The 16,613-nt window shown below is 35.0% G+C and carries 14 protein-coding genes; all 14 read right to left on the bottom strand.

From position 1 onward, the window contains the following. Nucleotides 1-141 precede the first annotated feature (141 nt). On the bottom strand, nucleotides 142-1,557 hold the full coding sequence (locus MVY38_RS01040; protein ID WP_297482495.1) for a proton-conducting transporter membrane subunit: 1,416 nt from the start codon (nucleotides 1,555-1,557) through the stop codon (nucleotides 142-144). Beyond that, a complete protein-coding gene (locus MVY38_RS01035; RefSeq protein ID WP_297482492.1) occupies nucleotides 1,554-2,147 on the bottom strand; it encodes a hydrogenase in 594 nt (197 codons plus the stop codon). The genes MVY38_RS01040 and MVY38_RS01035 overlap by 4 nt, the downstream gene beginning before the upstream one ends. Nucleotides 2,148-2,150: 3 nt before the next feature. Further along, nucleotides 2,151-3,071 carry an NADH-quinone oxidoreductase subunit H gene (locus MVY38_RS01030; RefSeq protein ID WP_297482490.1) on the bottom strand — a complete coding sequence of 307 codons (921 nt, stop codon included), beginning with the start codon at nucleotides 3,069-3,071 and terminating at the stop codon, nucleotides 2,151-2,153. After that, nucleotides 3,068-4,951 carry a proton-conducting transporter membrane subunit gene (locus tag MVY38_RS01025; protein WP_297482488.1) on the bottom strand — a complete coding sequence of 628 codons (1,884 nt, stop codon included), beginning with the start codon at nucleotides 4,949-4,951 and terminating at the stop codon, nucleotides 3,068-3,070. The genes MVY38_RS01030 and MVY38_RS01025 overlap by 4 nt, the downstream gene beginning before the upstream one ends. After that, nucleotides 4,951-6,837, bottom strand: coding sequence for a proton-conducting transporter membrane subunit (locus tag MVY38_RS01020; RefSeq protein WP_297482485.1), 1,887 nt, complete (start codon nucleotides 6,835-6,837; stop codon nucleotides 4,951-4,953). The genes MVY38_RS01025 and MVY38_RS01020 overlap by 1 nt, the downstream gene beginning before the upstream one ends. A gap of 108 nt (nucleotides 6,838-6,945) precedes the next feature. Further along, the gene (locus MVY38_RS01015; RefSeq protein WP_297482484.1) at nucleotides 6,946-7,371 is read right to left on the bottom strand and encodes an Hsp20/alpha crystallin family protein; all 426 of its coding nucleotides are present in this window, start codon (nucleotides 7,369-7,371) and stop codon (nucleotides 6,946-6,948) included. 11 nt (nucleotides 7,372-7,382) lie between these two features. After that, entirely contained in the window at nucleotides 7,383-7,829 is a 447-nt protein-coding gene (locus MVY38_RS01010; RefSeq protein WP_297482481.1) for an Hsp20/alpha crystallin family protein, read from the bottom strand. Between the two features lie 75 nt (nucleotides 7,830-7,904). Then, nucleotides 7,905-9,302, bottom strand: coding sequence for an MBL fold metallo-hydrolase (locus MVY38_RS01005; RefSeq protein ID WP_297482479.1), 1,398 nt, complete (start codon nucleotides 9,300-9,302; stop codon nucleotides 7,905-7,907). Between the two features lie 100 nt (nucleotides 9,303-9,402). After that, nucleotides 9,403-11,355, bottom strand: coding sequence for a GGDEF and EAL domain-containing protein (locus MVY38_RS01000; protein WP_297482476.1), 1,953 nt, complete (start codon nucleotides 11,353-11,355; stop codon nucleotides 9,403-9,405). A gap of 43 nt (nucleotides 11,356-11,398) precedes the next feature. Continuing rightward, nucleotides 11,399-11,836 (bottom strand): hypothetical protein, encoded by a 438-nt coding sequence (locus MVY38_RS00995; protein WP_297482474.1) that lies wholly within the window; start codon nucleotides 11,834-11,836, stop codon nucleotides 11,399-11,401. Nucleotides 11,837-11,947: 111 nt separating this feature from the next. Beyond that, complete coding sequence (locus MVY38_RS00990; protein WP_297482471.1) at nucleotides 11,948-14,011, bottom strand: TonB-dependent receptor; 2,064 nt, start codon at nucleotides 14,009-14,011, stop codon at nucleotides 11,948-11,950. Continuing rightward, the gene (locus tag MVY38_RS00985) at nucleotides 13,990-14,583 is read right to left on the bottom strand and encodes a GNAT family N-acyltransferase (protein ID WP_297482469.1); all 594 of its coding nucleotides are present in this window, start codon (nucleotides 14,581-14,583) and stop codon (nucleotides 13,990-13,992) included. Before MVY38_RS00985 ends, MVY38_RS00990 begins: the two co-directional genes overlap by 22 nt. A 16-nt stretch (nucleotides 14,584-14,599) precedes the next feature. Continuing rightward, complete coding sequence (locus MVY38_RS00980; RefSeq protein WP_297482467.1) at nucleotides 14,600-16,258, bottom strand: GMC family oxidoreductase; 1,659 nt, start codon at nucleotides 16,256-16,258, stop codon at nucleotides 14,600-14,602. Next, nucleotides 16,258-16,613, bottom strand: a 356-nt coding sequence (locus tag MVY38_RS00975; RefSeq protein ID WP_297482464.1) for a gluconate 2-dehydrogenase subunit 3 family protein, incomplete at its 5' end; no start/stop codon positions are given. The genes MVY38_RS00975 and MVY38_RS00980, both read right to left, overlap by 1 nt.

Here is a 16,613-nt window from a genome sequence, read left to right as displayed (position 1 = left end):
GTACCTAAAATATTTAATACTAAAATATCTCCATCCCACGCATAAAAACTTTTCATGTCTCTTGGATGAAATGAGACAATATTTTCCTCTTGTGCCAACTCCTCAGCATTCATCCACGATTTTCTTTTTTTTGCCATTTTCTTATCCTATGGATTTCAAATATGCAAGTGATGATGGTAACAATAGTGCCATCAAAGAGATTGCAAATATTACAAGAGCAACAAGCTCACTTGTGTAAACAGTTTTTTCTTCCTCTTCACCCTCATATTTCATAGATTGATAAATCGCTACAAAACGGTAAAAGATAATGGAAAGCAATGCAAGTAAAAAGAGAATTGCTCCTATCATAGCCAGCATATGATGACTACTTTTTGCGGTGCTTATCATCGCTCCAAATCCATAAATCTCACTAAAAAACATCGGACTTGGCGGCAAAGAGATAATAGCAAGTAAAAAAAGAGAAACTAAAAACCAAAAAATTGTCCCCTTAACTCCTTTATATCCTCTAAGCGCACCTGCTATTTTATACTTTCCATTGGATTCAAGTACACCAGTAGAGAGAAAGAGTGCCGGTTTTAAAAAGGCATGCGCTCCAAAGTGAAGCAAAGCTGCAAAAGGCGCACCACTCACCCAAAATATAACAATGAGTGCCATATGTTCAACCCCTGAGAGTGAAAAGAGACGCATAAAATCTTTTGCTCTATAAATTAAAAAAGAGACAATAAAAATTGTTAAGATTGTATAAACAAATACAAAAATAAAAAGATGATTATAATTTACCTTCATAGCAATCTGTGAGAAACGGAAAAATCCAATAACAACAGCAGACTCCAAAATACCACTAAAGAGTGCCGCAACAGGGTAAAAAGAGGCTCGCTCGATATTTGCAAGCCACAAATTCATAGGGAAAAATCCCATTTTAACAAACATTCCAATGGTAGCAATAGCAAATCCCATCTCAAAAAGGAAAGGAGAAGGAATCTCTTTTGCATGTTTTAAAAGCAGGTCAAACTGCATTGCATTCTCACCTAAAATAGGCTTCGCACTCGCATACATCAAAATAATACCAAAGAGTATAAGTGAGACGGCGATAGCACCCACTATCATATAGTTCCAAGCCTCTTTATGTGCAGCAGGGGTATAGTTTGTCTTAATCATATAGACAGTAGAAAGTGTTGCAAGCTCAAGCCCAATCCAGTAGATACCCATATGATTTGAGAGTATAGAAAAAATAAGCCCAACCCAAAAAATCGCAAAAAATCTATAGAATTTTCTATATGCTTTTGGAGATACTTTTACATGTTTATCTAGTGTTAAAAGTGCCAATGTTACGCCAATACCAACAATGGAAGATACAAGCAAAACATAGGTATCGAGCTTATCTGCTACAAGATAACTTCCTAGAACATTGTAGGGTTTAGGCAGTAAAAATAGTTCAACAATTGGTCCTAAAATAACAAAGGAAGTAAAGGCTAAAACATACTTCGCCTTTTTATTTTTTAAAAAGCTCACACCAAACATAATGATGGCAGGAAGCAGAAGAAGGGAGAGATTCATATTTTGAGCTCCTCTTTATGAAATAGTAGATTTATAACGACAATTGCCATCAATAAATCAAAAAAGATACCAAGTTCTACAAGCATCGGCATTCCATTTGTTGCGGTAATTCCAAGTAAAAAAAGTGCATTTTCCATACTTAAAAATCCAACAATTTTCGGTGCTACATTTTTATGCTCCATCATCAACAGTAAAGAGAGAAAGAGTGATGAGATACTTATTGCCACATAGTTTGCATTGGTATCTATCATATGCGTAATGGGTTCAGAAAGATAAAAAGTAAAGACCAAAATCGCAGGAACAAGCATAATGGCATACTGTACTTTTATTTCAGGTGTGATTTGACGCACAAAATGAAACTTTTGACTTAAATTTTTAAGAATATAAGGAATAGCTATTGCCTTGACAACAATAGTAATCGCCCCTGTAATAATCATAGCCTTATCATCTATGCTTTTGCCAATAATAAGAGCTAAAGACCCAAGCATTAAAGAGTTCATAGAGTACCACAAAAGCAGTCTGTAGAGTCTTGTTGTAAAGAGTGCTACAATAAGCGAAGCTAAAAAGAGTCCAATAAGAAAATCAACCATTGTTTACGCTCCTAAAACATAAAATGTAATTAAAGATAAAAAGGCAAAGACTATTGCCAGACCTAAAAGGTTTGGTATTTTAAAGAGACGCAGTTTTGCTGTATTTACCTCTAAAAGAGCAACTAGCGTTGCTATGAAAAAAAGTTTTGCTATGAAAATCAAAAAAGCGATAGGTGCTGAGAACTCTAAACCAAATGGCATAAAAAGCGATGCAAAGAGTGATGCAAAAATCACAAATTTAATGGAAGAGGCAGTCTCAATTATGGCAAGATAAACACCCGTTAAATCAAGTATCATCGCTTCATGCACCATTGTAAGCTCTAAATGCGTTTCTGGATTATCTACAGGAATACGCCCATTTTCAGCCATTAGCAAAATGAAAAAACTAATACCAGCAAAAAGAAAACTTGCCATATGTTCTTCTGGAAAATGTTGTGCTAAATTCACTCCTGCTTGACCAACGCCTAAATCTCCAGCCATTAAAGAGACTGAAAAGATGGTAAGCACCATAGCAGGTTCAACAAGTGCAGAGATGAATGCTTCACGAGAGCTTCCCATACCTCCAAATGCACTCGCACTATCAAGCCCTAAAAGCATAAGAAAAAAGGTAGAGAGTGAAATAAGCCCTGTAATGGTAAAAGCATCTACAAAACTTACATAGTAACTCCCATGCACAACGGGAGGCAAAAAAAACATCACAATGAGAAGGGGTGAAAGCACTAAAAAAGGTGCATAAGTGGTAATGGCACTTGTCTCCTCAGATATAATTGTCTCTTTATGCATCAACTTTGAAAAGTCTCGATAGCCTTGAAAAATGGAGATAGGTCTTTTAAAAAGCAACATCATTTTTGTTGCTTTAATGTAAGAGAGCAACATAGGTGCAATAAGCACAAGCAAAATTATCGTCACAAAATAGAGTATCATTTTTTATCTCCAATAATTAAAATTCTAACAGAAATCATCATAACAAAAAACTCCAAAACAAAAGTAGCCCATGAAAAATCATGAGCAAAAATTCTATAACTAAAAAGTACAACTAACATAATGTTAAATATCATCGCAGCATATCTGGTTTGCTCAAAATGAGCCAGACGATAGACCCAGTAGCTTGTAAAGTTTACAGCCTTAACAATACTTGTATAAAAGACTTTTTCAAAGAGTGGCTTGACATGCACTTCATAGTGTGAGTCATTAAATTTTGTCTCATGTCCTGCTATTGTCTGCTTAGAAAAATGTTCCTGTGGTTTATAGAGCCAATCAAATAATCTACGAATTGGTCCTGCAAATCCTGTTGCAGTATATTGCGTTTTTGCAGAGGTTTTATAGCCACAAGCCCAGCTATTGTGAATGCGTGTTTTTATGCCAAAAACTCTGTAAGCGAACATTATAAACGCAGTAACACCTCCAAGAGAAAGAAGTAAAATCAAAGGAGAGACTATACCTCCATTTATACCAACAGAGTGCATATTCCAAATACCATTAGGAAAGATTTGTGCATAAATAGAAGCACGACCTAAGCCTACCATCACCTGATCAAAATATTGCATATAAAAAGGAGTGAAGAGCATAAGAGAGACAACAACTAAAGTCATTAAAATCATTCCAAAACGCATTAGGAAATTAACTTCATGCGCATGTTTTGCATTTGTACTTCTATGCAGTCCCAAAAAGGTAATGCCATACGCTTTTACAAAACAGGCAATTGCTAAACCACCAGTCATAGCAAGTGCAAAAATGGCAAAAGGAATGGCAAGTTTGAGTGAAGTATTTACCATATGAGAAGAACTTAGCATTGATTGAAATATCATCCATTCGCTTAAAAAACCATTACTCGGTGGCAGTGCTGAGATGGAAATAGCAGCAATAAGAAAAGTAAACGCAGTGACAGGCATTGCTTTTATAAGTCCACCATATTTTTCCATATTTTTCGTATGTGTTTGGTGCAGAACCGAACCTGCTCCCATAAAGAGAAGTGATTTAAAACTCATATGGTTAAATGTATGAAAAATAGCGGCAATAAAAGCAAAAGTGCTAAGCGTATGAAGCCCTAGAGTATCAAAAATCATTCCCATTCCAAAACCAATAAGAATAATACCAATATTTTCAATAGAGTGATTTGCTAAAAGTGCTTTTATATCATGCTCACTGAGGGCATATAAAACACCAACTAACGAGGATAATGCACCAATAGTTAAAATCACAATGCCCCACTCAAGTGGCCAAGGGTAAAGAACATCAAACAAAAAGCGAAACATCCCATAAATAGCCACTTTAAGCATTACTCCACTCATCAGTGCAGAAACAGGGCTAGGTGCTTGTGGGTGAGCGTATGGAAGCCAAACATGCAAAGGAACTGCTCCAGCCTTGCTTAAAAACCCTAGTAATAAAAAGAAAAAGAGAAGCGTCGGGTAAGCAAAATGAGAAGCTGAAAGTTTCATAGCTGCAAAGCCAACCGTTAAATCTCCATCTGTGACAATAAGGAAGAAAAGCAGGAGAAAAAGAAAACCAAAATGGGTCATTGTAAAGTAAAACCGTGCTGCTTTAATGGTAGCCTTCTCTTTTACTTCTGTTAAAATCAACTGCCATGAAGTGAGACTCATAAGTTCCCAAAAGAAGAGAAATACAATTGCATTTGCACTTACAACAACGCCAAGCATAGAAAATATAAAAGTAAAGTAGTGAAGTTGATAGTGTGTTTTTCTCTCAATGTGGGGTAAATATCCACTTGAATAGAAGAGATTTGGAATTGCACCAAGCAGAATAAGTGTAACAAAAACAAGTGAAAGTGTATCAAATACAAACATTACCTTTTCTCCCCAATAACTAAGATTTTAAGAGACATTAGCATCAATGCCATCTCTATAAGAATACTCTGCCAATCAATTTCATGGGTAAAAATTCGGTAGCTGTAGAGAATGAAAAGCATAAGGTTAAATATCATAGCAGGGTATCGTGTCTGCTCAAAGTGTGCCAAACGATAGACCCAATAGCTTGTAATATTTACCCATCTTTTAATATTGTCATAGATAAAAACTTCAAAAAGTGGCTTAATTTTTACCTCATAACTTGCATCTGAAAATTTTGTCTCATGTCCTGCAAGGTTTTGTTTGCTTGTATGCTCCTCAGGCTTGTAGAGCCAATTAAAAAACCTTCTCATAACACCAGAAAAACCTGTTGCTGTGTACTGCGTTTTGGCAGAAGTTTTATAGCCACATGCCCAACTGCGATGTACTCTTGTTTTTACATTAAAAGCCTTGTAAGCAAAAAGTAAAAGTGAAGTAACCCCAACAAGTGCAGCAAAAAGAATAAGAGGAGAAACAACTCCACCATTGACACCAAGGGAGTGCATTTGTAGTGAACCATTTGGAAAGATTTGAGCATACACAGAGGTTTTTCCAAGTGATACCATTAAAGCATCGAAAAAGTGAAGATATTGTGGAGCAAAAAGCATAAGTGAGGCAACAAAAAGTGCCATCAAAATCATACCGCTTTGCATAAGAAAATTGACCTCTTTTGCATGTTTTGCATTAGTGCTTCTATGCAGTCCTAAAAAGGTAATGCCATAGGCTTTTACAAATGTAGCAATAGCTAAACCACCCGTCATAGCAAGAGCAAAGAGGGCAAAAGGCAGAGCAAGTTTAAGTGTCATGGCATGTGCAATAGTGCTTGAGCTAAGAAGAGATTGAAATATCATCCACTCACTTAAAAAGCCATTGGTAGGAGGCAGTGCTGTAATACTCATCGCAGCAAAAAGGAAGGTAAACGCAGTAACAGGCATAGACTTAATCAGCCCACCAAATTTTTCTAAATCTTTTGTATGCGTTTGGTGCAAAATAGAACCTGCACCCATAAAAAGGAGTGATTTAAAGCCCATATGGTTAAAAACATGAAAAATAGCAGCGATAAAAGAGAATGTACTTAAAAGTGTAAGCCCCAAAGTATCAAAAATCATTCCCATTCCAAACGCAATAAGAATAATCCCTATATTTTCAATCGAAGAGTTTGCCAAAAGTGCTTTAATGTCTCGCTCTGCTAGGGCATATAAAATTCCCGTAAGTGCCGTTATGGAGCCAATAATAAGAATAAAAGTACCCCATTGCAACGGCCATGGATAAAGTACATCAAACAAAAAGCGAAACATTCCATAGATGGCAACTTTAAGCATAACGCCACTCATAAGTGCTGAAACTGGACTCGGTGCAGCAGGATGTGCATAAGGAAGCCAGACATGCACAGGTACAGCTCCAGCTTTGCTTAAAAATCCTAAAATCAAGAAGAAAAAGAGCATGGTCGGGTAAGTAAACGCAGCAGCTACTGTTTTCATCTGCGCAAAACTAATCTCTAAATCTCCATTGGTAACAATTAAAAAGAAAAGGAGTAGAAAGACAAAACCAAAGTGCGTCATAAGAAAATAGAAGCGTGCTGCGTTTATGGTACTCTTCTCTTTTGGCTCAGTTAAAATAAGCTGCCAAGAGCTTAAACTCATAATTTCCCAAAAGAAGAGGAAGACAAGTGCATTTGCACTGACAACGACACCAAGCATAGAAAAAATAAATGTAAAGTAGTGTAGTAAATAGTGAGTTTTTCTCTCAATATGTGGTAAATATCCGCCAGAATAGAAGAGATTTGGAATCGCTCCCAAAATAATGAGAGCGACAAATACTAAAGAGAGTGTATCAAACTGAAACATTTTTTTTAACAACTCCAGAAAAAATTTCTAATGGAGGGCTGTAAAATGGTAGGAAAGCAGTCCTGAATTATTTGATGCAATTATACTACAAACTCTCTTAGTTTCTGTTTAGCCTACTGTAATGTTTTTCACCTTTTTCGATGCTACTTTATCTAAAGTGATAGTTAGCCTACCATTTTCAAATTTTGCGCCAATTGAATCTCTGTCAATATTTTCAGAGAGTGCAAAACTTCTTGAGATAAGTCCATAATCAGACTCACACAAATAGTAATCATCCTCTTTGAGCTCATTTTTAAACTTCCTTAGGGCTGTAACAGTGAGGTAATCATCTTCAACCTTAATGTCAATGTCCTCTTTTTTCACACCTGGTAAATCTACTTCAATAACAAAAGTATCACTCGATTTTTTTGCAAGATTTGCAAAAGGCAGGTGAGATGCCAAGTTATTGAAACTATCTTTTATCACTCCAAGTCCGTTCTCAACTTTCTCTTCTACTTTTTGTACAGCATCTTTTGCAGTTTTAGTTACTTCCATCACACACCTCCTTATTGAATTTTAATTTTTTTCGTACTGTCTTTAATGACTTCTTGTTTTGGAATAGCAATCTCTAAGACACCATCTTCACTTGAAGCTTGAATCTTCTCGACATCTACATTTTCAGGGAGTGTAAAACTGCGTGAAAATTTTCCATACGCACTCTCTACTCTGTAGTAGTCATCTTCTTTCACCTCTTCAGAGGACTCCCTTTTACCTGAAATTGTAAGCACATTTTTATCTACACTTACATCCACATCTTCTTTTTTTACACCTGGAAGATCTATTTCAATATAGTAAGAATCACTTGCTTCTCGAGTATTTACGCTAGGCACAAAATCCATTATCTCTCTGGGCTCATCCGATGTCCGTGCTTCATTAAATGAATTTAATAGTTCGTTAAATATATCAAATCTTCTATTTTTATAAACTGGTTTATTGTATCTTGTTACTAACATCACAAACTCCTTTAACTTTTTTTATTTCTGAAATAATATAAAAAATTAGAAAGGAGTTTTGCTACTTTTGTTGCATTATATGGTGATTTTTTCTTTAAAGCCTACAATGTGTGCATCAAGACTAAGCCTGTTTTTCAATACTTCTTTAAAAACTTGTTGTGATTCAAGCTCACCATGCACTAAAAAGACCTTTTTAAGATTTTTTATTTTTGATACCCATGCTAAGATACCATCTTGATCTGCATGCGCTGAAAAACCGTTAATAGTGTGAATAGAAGATTTGACAACTATATCTTCTCCATACACATTGATCCATTTTGTACCCTCAACTATCTCTCGTCCCAAAGTTCCCTGCGCTTGAAATCCTACAAAAATGACTGCATTTCTTTTGTCCCAAATACGGTGCTTAAAATGATGCGTAATACGCCCACCATTACACATTCCACTTCCTGCTATAATAATTGCACGACTTTTTATATCGTTAATCCCTTTAGAAGCCTCTGGTGTTTCAGTATATATAAGTGAGTCAAAATTAAAGACTGTACCATTTTCTTGAACATTTTCTTGACATCTGTTTGTCAATTCTTGTGCATAACTTCTATAAACTTCAGTCGCTTTTGTTGCCATAGGAGAGTCTAAAAAGACCTTACATTTTGGAAGTTCACCACTTTCATGCATCGAACGAAGAAGGCATAAAAGCTCCTGCGTTCGCTCAATAGCAAAAGAGGGAATCAACACATTTCCCCTATTTTCAAGGGTATTTATCACTACATTTTTAAACTCTTTTATGGTCATGTCTATTGATTGGTGTTCTCTGTTGCCATAAGTTGTCTCTACATATAAGCTTTGTGAATCATCACATTTGTCAAGATTTGGCATTACAAGACCATTATCATTGCCAATATCACCAGAAAATACAATAGTATGAGAGTCACTGTTTTCCATATAAGAGAGTTCAATAAACGCAGAGCCTAAGATATGTCCAGCATTACGATAGACAAAACTTATTCCTTCACAGAGTTCATAGTATTTATCATACTCAGGGTTTGTCCACTCAAGAGCTGAAAAAGTTTTATCGACATCAAGTGGTTCATAGAGTGGCTTGGAAAGTTTATGTTCTTTGCCTTGTCTCTCTGCCTTTTTAAAGCGTGTTTGAAAATCTTCATTCATTATTTTGGCAGAATCCATCAAAATAATCTGTGCCAAATCCATCGTCGCGGCAGTTGCGTAAATTTTTCCCTTAAAACCCTCTTTTACAAGTTTAGGAATACGCCCTGTATGGTCAAGATGTGCATGCGTTACAAGCAAATAATCTATATCTTTAGGATCAAAATAGAAAGCTTCAGAATTTTTTTCTTCATCTTCACCCTGAAACATTCCACAATCTATCATTATCTTCACACCACCTACTTCAAATAGATGACACGAACCTGTTACCTCTTTAGTCGCTCCATACGAGTGTACTGTTGCCATAATAATTCCTCATAAAATAAAATTTTGTTACCTTACGGCTATTATACGCCTAAAGTTCTTAAATATTATTTTTTAGGGATGAACTCCAAAACCGTTGCGTTTATGCAAAAGCGTCTACATCTGTTGGTATTCCTTTATCAGGTTCACCCAGATAAAATCCTTGCACACGTTCAATATCAAGTAATTTAACTTTTTCAAATACCGCTTGATTATGGACAAATTCCGCAATTGTAATAAGATTCAATTTTTTAGCAAAATCTACAATCGTCTCAACAACAATCTGAGCATTTATATCTGTTTCAAGATTTTTAATAAGACTTCCGTCAATCTTAATATAATCAATATCAAGTTTTAAAATATGTTCAAAATTGGAATACCCTGAGCCAAAATCATCTATGGAAATTTTACATCCAAGTTGCTTCATGCTCAATATAAATGATGAAACCTCAACATAATTATTAATACCCTCTGTTTCAAGAATTTCAAATACAATTTTGTTATTTACATTATGTTTTTTAATACATTTTTGAATATAGTTCACCATATCTACATCAAGAATATCATTAATAGAAAGATTCACGGAAAAAGTTGTATCTCTATGTTCAAAATATTGACAACTTTTTTCAAGCATTATTTGGGTCAACTGAGGATAGAGCTTACTCTTTTGTGCAATTGTCAAAAATTTATACGGGCTTATAACCGAACCATCGGTATCTATGAGACGGATTAAGCACTCATAACTTACAGCTTTTTGTGTTGTAGCATCAAATATAGGCTGAAAATAAGGCACTATTCTATCGTCATTAATGGCACTTTTAATTTTTTGCACCCACTCCATATTTTCTTTATACTGTTTTTTTACATTAAATTTTTTATCATAAAGTAAAAAATATTTTTTATGTTCTTTTGCAAGTTTAAGAGCAATATCCGCCTTTTCAAGCATCTCATTTGAATCCATAGTAGCACCTATAGTAACCCTAATAAAAATTTCACTATGCTCATACTCAAAAACCATTTTTTCAATCTCTTTTGTCAAATTATTGATGACTCTCATAAAACTTTTCTCTGAAGGCTTATGTTGAAAAAATACCGCAAATTCATCACCAGAGAGACGACTAAGCATAATCTCTTTTTCATTTTTAAGCAAATATTGTAACTCTTTTGCAAACTCAATTAAAATATAATCACCAACACTCTGCCCGTAAAAATCATTAATCTCTTTAAAGTCATCAATATTTAAAATTAATAATGCCCTATCGTTCTTTGAATTTGCAATATCATTAAAAAGCTTTCTTCTATTTGGCAACTGTGTTAAATCATCTATAAACAATTGCTTTCGTAACTCCACTGTTTTACTATCTACTTCTTTTTCCAAATATGCATTAATATCTTTTTGTTTACTTGCAAAATCAAATATTTTTTCCTGCATTTCATTCAATGCAGACAATATAAGCGAAATTTCATTATCCTCTTTCATCGGTTTTATTTGAAGCTTTTTCTCTGGTGAAAAATCTTGTAATAGTCGGGCAATTTTTCTTAAAGGTTTCAGTATATTTTTAATATATATACTCAGCAACGCAGATATAATAAAAAGGATAATAAGCATAATCATAAGTAGTTTCGTGTATTTGGATACAAGCTGTTCATAATTATGATTTGAATAATTCAATACAATAGTCCCTATTTTCTTTTTTGAATTAGGCTGAAGAATATTATGTGTAATCACGAAAAGGCTTTTAGATTTATTTTTGGATTTTACTTCATAAATAGGTTTGTTATTTTTAAGAATTTCAACAGATAGAATATCTTTATTTTTTATCAACTCTTTCACAATAGATTTCATTTTACCTTGCATACCAAGATAAATATCTACCGCAACTAAAGGCTCTATAGTTTTTACTATTAGTTTTGCTTTTTGAAGTTCAACATTATAAAATGCCTTTTTATTAATTGTTTCAAATGAAAGAAAAATTCCGATAATAATCACAACAGAAGTAAGAATAATAGAACTTATAATCTTAAATGATAACGACTCAAATTTTCTTTTTTGCATATAACAACCCTATTTTTTAAACTATTTTATCATAATTATGAAATCAAATACTATTTTTACCTATAAACCGAACCATCGAAAGCAAGGAATCAACAAAATCAATATTATTTGTATGTAGATACTCTTTGTTAAGATAAAGTATTGTTGAATTTTCTATAATAAGTGAAAATAATAAATCATATTTTAAATTATTTATATCATATGAAAAGCTAATTATTCCCTTCTGACGAGCTATATTAGCAGCTTTTTTAATATTCTCTGTTGATGATTTTAAAACATAAAGAGCAGATGCTTCCGTATTTACAGAGAGCTGAGAGAATTTAACTAAATCAACCGCATAAGGGTATCCATTCATATACTTTTTAAAAGTATTCTCTATATACTCTTTTACATCTAATGCAGTCTCATAATCTCTTTCATCATATACAATAGTATAAATTATTTTATTATCAATAAGTTTATTTTTTATTTTCTTATCCATAAGCATTATTTTTGGAAAAATTGAGGAGTCTGCCTTTAACAATAAACTATCATAGTTATATCCAAAAAGAGATTGAACAAATAAAATAAAAAATAAAAATATGCGTATCATCTAAAAACTCTTTTTAAACGCAATTAAAAAAGTTCTACGCTCTTGTGTATAATCATTTTCATAGGTATTTTGAGGAGATGGATACCTAACATCAGCATTAAAAATATTTTTGACACTTACATTCACAGTGTAATTATACTGAGTACTCTTATAATTCAATGCTGTGTCAAGTGTTGTATAAGCCTTTACTCTTGGACGTAAATCTGTTTGCATTCTCTCTTTTGAACCAACATATTTTAATGTTGTACCCAAAGAAAAAGCATTACTAAAATAGTAAATATAATATCCTTTTGCCAAATGATGCGCAACATTTGGTAGGCTACTGTTCTTACTGGTACCATCAACCGTATAGCTTCCATCTAAATATGTATAGTTTGCATAGAGTTCATCGTTAGGCAAGATATGTCCTTTGTATTCGAGTTCTATACCGTAAATATCTGTTTTTGCCGCATTCCTGTATGCAGGATTAGAAGCAGAATTGTATATTTGATTTTTATTTATAAGATAAAACAGATTACTCTGCAAATAAGAATCGCTTGTAAAGTTTCGTATATATGCAAGTTCATACGAAGTTACTTTTTCCGGTTCCAAATCCGTACTACCTACTCTTGAATGATTGTTCTTTGTAAACATCTCTTGCCAAGAAGGATTTCTATGTGAGGTGCTGTATATGGCTTTAAATATATTGTTAAAATCTTGACGATAAACAAGAGAAATTCTCGGTTCAAACCCTGCATCTTTATAGCTTGTCTGCTCATAGTTCACTCCATATAAAGCACTCAGTTTCTCATTTACATCGTAACTATCCTGTAATGAAAAAGTATCAACATTACGATATGCATCTTTGTCAAAGAATGGCAGCGTATTTGTATAATCAACCAAAGTAGCATCACCTGTCGTTAAATTTGAGAGTTTAGATTTCATATCAATAGTCTTTTCTTGAGTTACTCTATAACCAAATACAATATGGTGATTGCTAACTCCGTCATATGTCAAGTAGGTAGATTGATACATTACTCTCTGCTTCGCGTAATGTTCACCATATCCACCATTGGTAAAGACCACACCATTCAAACTTGCATTATCGGGCATTAACTTTGCTTTTGAATCAAAAGCATCATATTTGACGCCTGCTTTTATATCTATATGTACATCATTTATTTTTCTTGCATATCCTAACTCTGCATAGTAGCTAGGCAGTTTTATTCTGTCACTTTTTTGTGGCAAGGCAAAGTTAATACCATAAGCGCTTCCCTGTTTATACTGCAACAGGCGGGCTTTCAGTGAAAACTCTTGATACTTCAGGTTTATTCCGAGTGAATACTCATCAAGCCATAGAGGAGCATCACCCGATTGAGACAAACCTACATTAGCTGGACCTAGAGAGCCTTGGGAGACTCCATCAGGACCAGACGATATATTTTTATTATCTTTTTGGTAGTAAAAATCTATATGCCCTTTGAGTTTTTGTATTTTAAAGTTTTTCACAAAACCACCCATTCCATAATCATAGGAACCATACTTAAAAACCACTTTATTATTAGACTCAAAACCTTTAAAATCTTCAGCATAGGTTACAACATTGATAGAACCGGCATACGCGTTGATGCCATCCACTTTACTGCCAGGACCTCTAATAACCTCTATACGCTTAATCATATCTATCGGCATAGACAAATATTCAGAGTAGGCATCAAAGAAAAGATTATTAACAACTACGCCGTCTATTAAAAGTTTAGACTGCCCATAAGCAAAAGGATTTGAGCCTCTAAAGATAGGCGTTTGATTGTTAAAATTATCTGTAGCCATATCTACACCGGGAACTAGCATCAACGCTTCTTTGAGGTTAGATACTCCAAGTTTTTCAAGCTCTTTACTCTTAAATACCGAGATGATGTACGGCTGATAATGTTCGTTTTGTTTTGTCTGTGTCGCTATAGTATTGAATTCTTTCATATCACTAAAGAGAGAAGCACGTAAATCATCTGCTTGAAGATGCAGAGTTGTTAGACACGCTAATAAAAAACAATTGATTTTATATTTCATATTTTTTTCTGTTTCCATAGTTTTATCAATTCTTGGTTCGCTTTACCCAGTTCTTCTGTATATAATATACATGGATAGCGTAAACCAATATTTTCATCGTGATGAATCGCTCCGATTGGATGATATGGCATTTTATAAATTTTCAATAATCTTAAAAAACTCTCCTCGAGATAACCGTAAGTATACTCTATACCTTCTTGCATCATTTTTATATACATGAATTCTTTCACTGCCTGTATGATGATTTTAGTATTTTTTATACTTCTATATTTCTTATCTACAAAGATTCTTGACATTTCACCCAATTTATCTCGCTCGAACATGCTATTATCAAATTGTGTACTGTTTTCTGTTGGATACCCTACCGGCGAGTGATATATAAGCCGCACTGTTGCGCATATCTCCTTTTCTTCATCTAAAGCTGCAAAATGTATCGCATACTGGTCATATTTATCATGTTCTTTGGCATTCGTAATACCCACTTTTTTTACATATCCAGGATATGTCTCCATCAGTATTTTATATCTGAATGCAAAAACTTTTTCTAACAACTCTTTATTAGTAACTTCTAAAAATGTAAAATTAATCATTTCTCATTATAACATTTTATTTTTGAAATAGACTTTCCTTGATGACATCCGCCACACGAAAGGAGTTCGCATAAATCGTCCAAGTATAGGGCACACTTCCTCCTGTTGGCATAAAAGATGCATCGCTTACATAAAGATTTTCCAAATCATGTGCTTTACAATTTTTGTCTAGTACAGATGTTTTTGCATCCTCTCCGAAACGGCAGCCACCTGCGACAAGGTTTGGAGGCGGTGAAGCAGAGATAGAATAGTCTATCTCTTCACAGCCTAACTCTTCAAGCACTCTCACCGCTTTTTTTGCCAAATACTCACCAACTTTTAGATCTTGTGGATGTCCATAAAGATTTATCACACCCACCGATACGCCGTACTTATCTTTGACCTTTTCATCCACGCCTACAAAACATTTGTCTGTCGGTAGCCAGTCGTTGAAGACTTCAAAAGTGAGCACTCTTGAAGTGGTCATGCGTTTATGAATGTTTTTTGCAAGCTGCTCTCCCCAAAGCAGATTGCCATCACTGTCGTAAACCTCCTGCATCACACGGGGAATAATGTTTTGATGTTCAAACAAAAAGTCGATTGTCCCACCCTTGTACTTTTTTCCATCTTGGCTAAACTCATACCAATCCTGTAAAGAGCGGTTAAAAAAGAGTCCTGGCTGCATCAACTCCTCTTGCTGTTCTCTGCTCAGTTTTTCAAACACAAAGCGTCCACTACCACTGCCGCCTGCAGAGAAGATAAGATTTTTCCCTACCTCCCCACTTGAGTTTGCCAAACCATTTGGGAAGTGTTCGTTTTTAGAGTTGAGTAACAGCCGTGAGCTCTCTATTGCCTGTGCGGCAAGTACAAATATCTTTGCCTCAACAGAGTGCCTTACACCATGTTTTGTGTAGTAGTATGCCTGTGTGACTCGTTTTTCATCACTCTCAAGTTTATAGACAAAGGCATCAGTAATTATCTTCGCTTGACACTTCTGCAGCAGTGCCGCGCGCCCGCTTCCCTTCGCACCACTTGCACAGCCATATGAGCCGCAAAAATTGGAGTAAAAACACCCCTTTCGGTTGAGGGCATCTTCTGAGAGAATTGCGCGGGGAGTTGGCATCACATCATAGCCGAGTGCCTTACAGGCTTTGTCATACCATTTTGTAGCACCATTTGTTTGCAAAGGAGCGTAAGGAAAATCTGCAGTAGAACGCGGTTCTTGAAATGTATGCTCGACCACTTTTCCACTCACACCCACAACCTGCTCAACTTTTGTATAGTAAGGCTCTAGCTCTTCATAACTCAGCGGCCAATCAACCACATTGGCACCTTTAATTTCACCATAGACACTTTTGAGGCGAAAATCATTTGGCTTCATCCTGTGAAAATACCCACTCATTAGGTTTGAAGAACCACCAACCATCGAACCGTTCCAAAAATTCCAGCCAGATTCTGCACCGTCATAACGCGTGAAAGTGCCATCTTCGTTGTACTCATTGATGATGTGTTTTTGCTCCCAAAGTGGTGGGGTGAACATATCACGACGGCATACCGCAAGTTCATCTTTGTTAAAATCACTCTCAGTATAATCCTTGCCTTTTTCTAGGACAACAACACTAAAACCTGCATTTGCAAGCTCATAAGCGATGGGAGAGGCACCTGCACCACTGCCAATAATACATACATCAACCATTATAAAAATGCCTTTTTCGGACGAGGTTCGCCCCCGCTAAACGCAAGCCATTTCCAGCCTGCTTCTTTGTTATTTCCGCCATAAATGGGGTCACCCAACATTGCTTCAAACATATAGCCCATAATGTTATACAAAAAACTTTCGCCCCACTCTGTTTTTGCGATGCTTCTCAGTACTGCTTGACGCTCTAAGCTAGAGAGTTTTACATAAGTATTCTTCTGCATTTTTATCGCCTCTTCATTAAGCCACTTGATACCATTTTTTATAAATACTTTATCTGATTTTGAAATGCGCGAGTGGTGAAAAACTATATGCATATAGGGAGCAGTTATAATATTTAACTCAGCAGCTTTAG

Source organism: Sulfurimonas sp. (assembly GCF_027056685.1).
GTDB lineage: Bacteria > Campylobacterota > Campylobacteria > Campylobacterales > Sulfurimonadaceae > Sulfurimonas.
The sequence above is the reverse complement of the archived record's forward strand: the minus strand, read 5'-3'. Positions and strand labels throughout refer to the sequence as shown.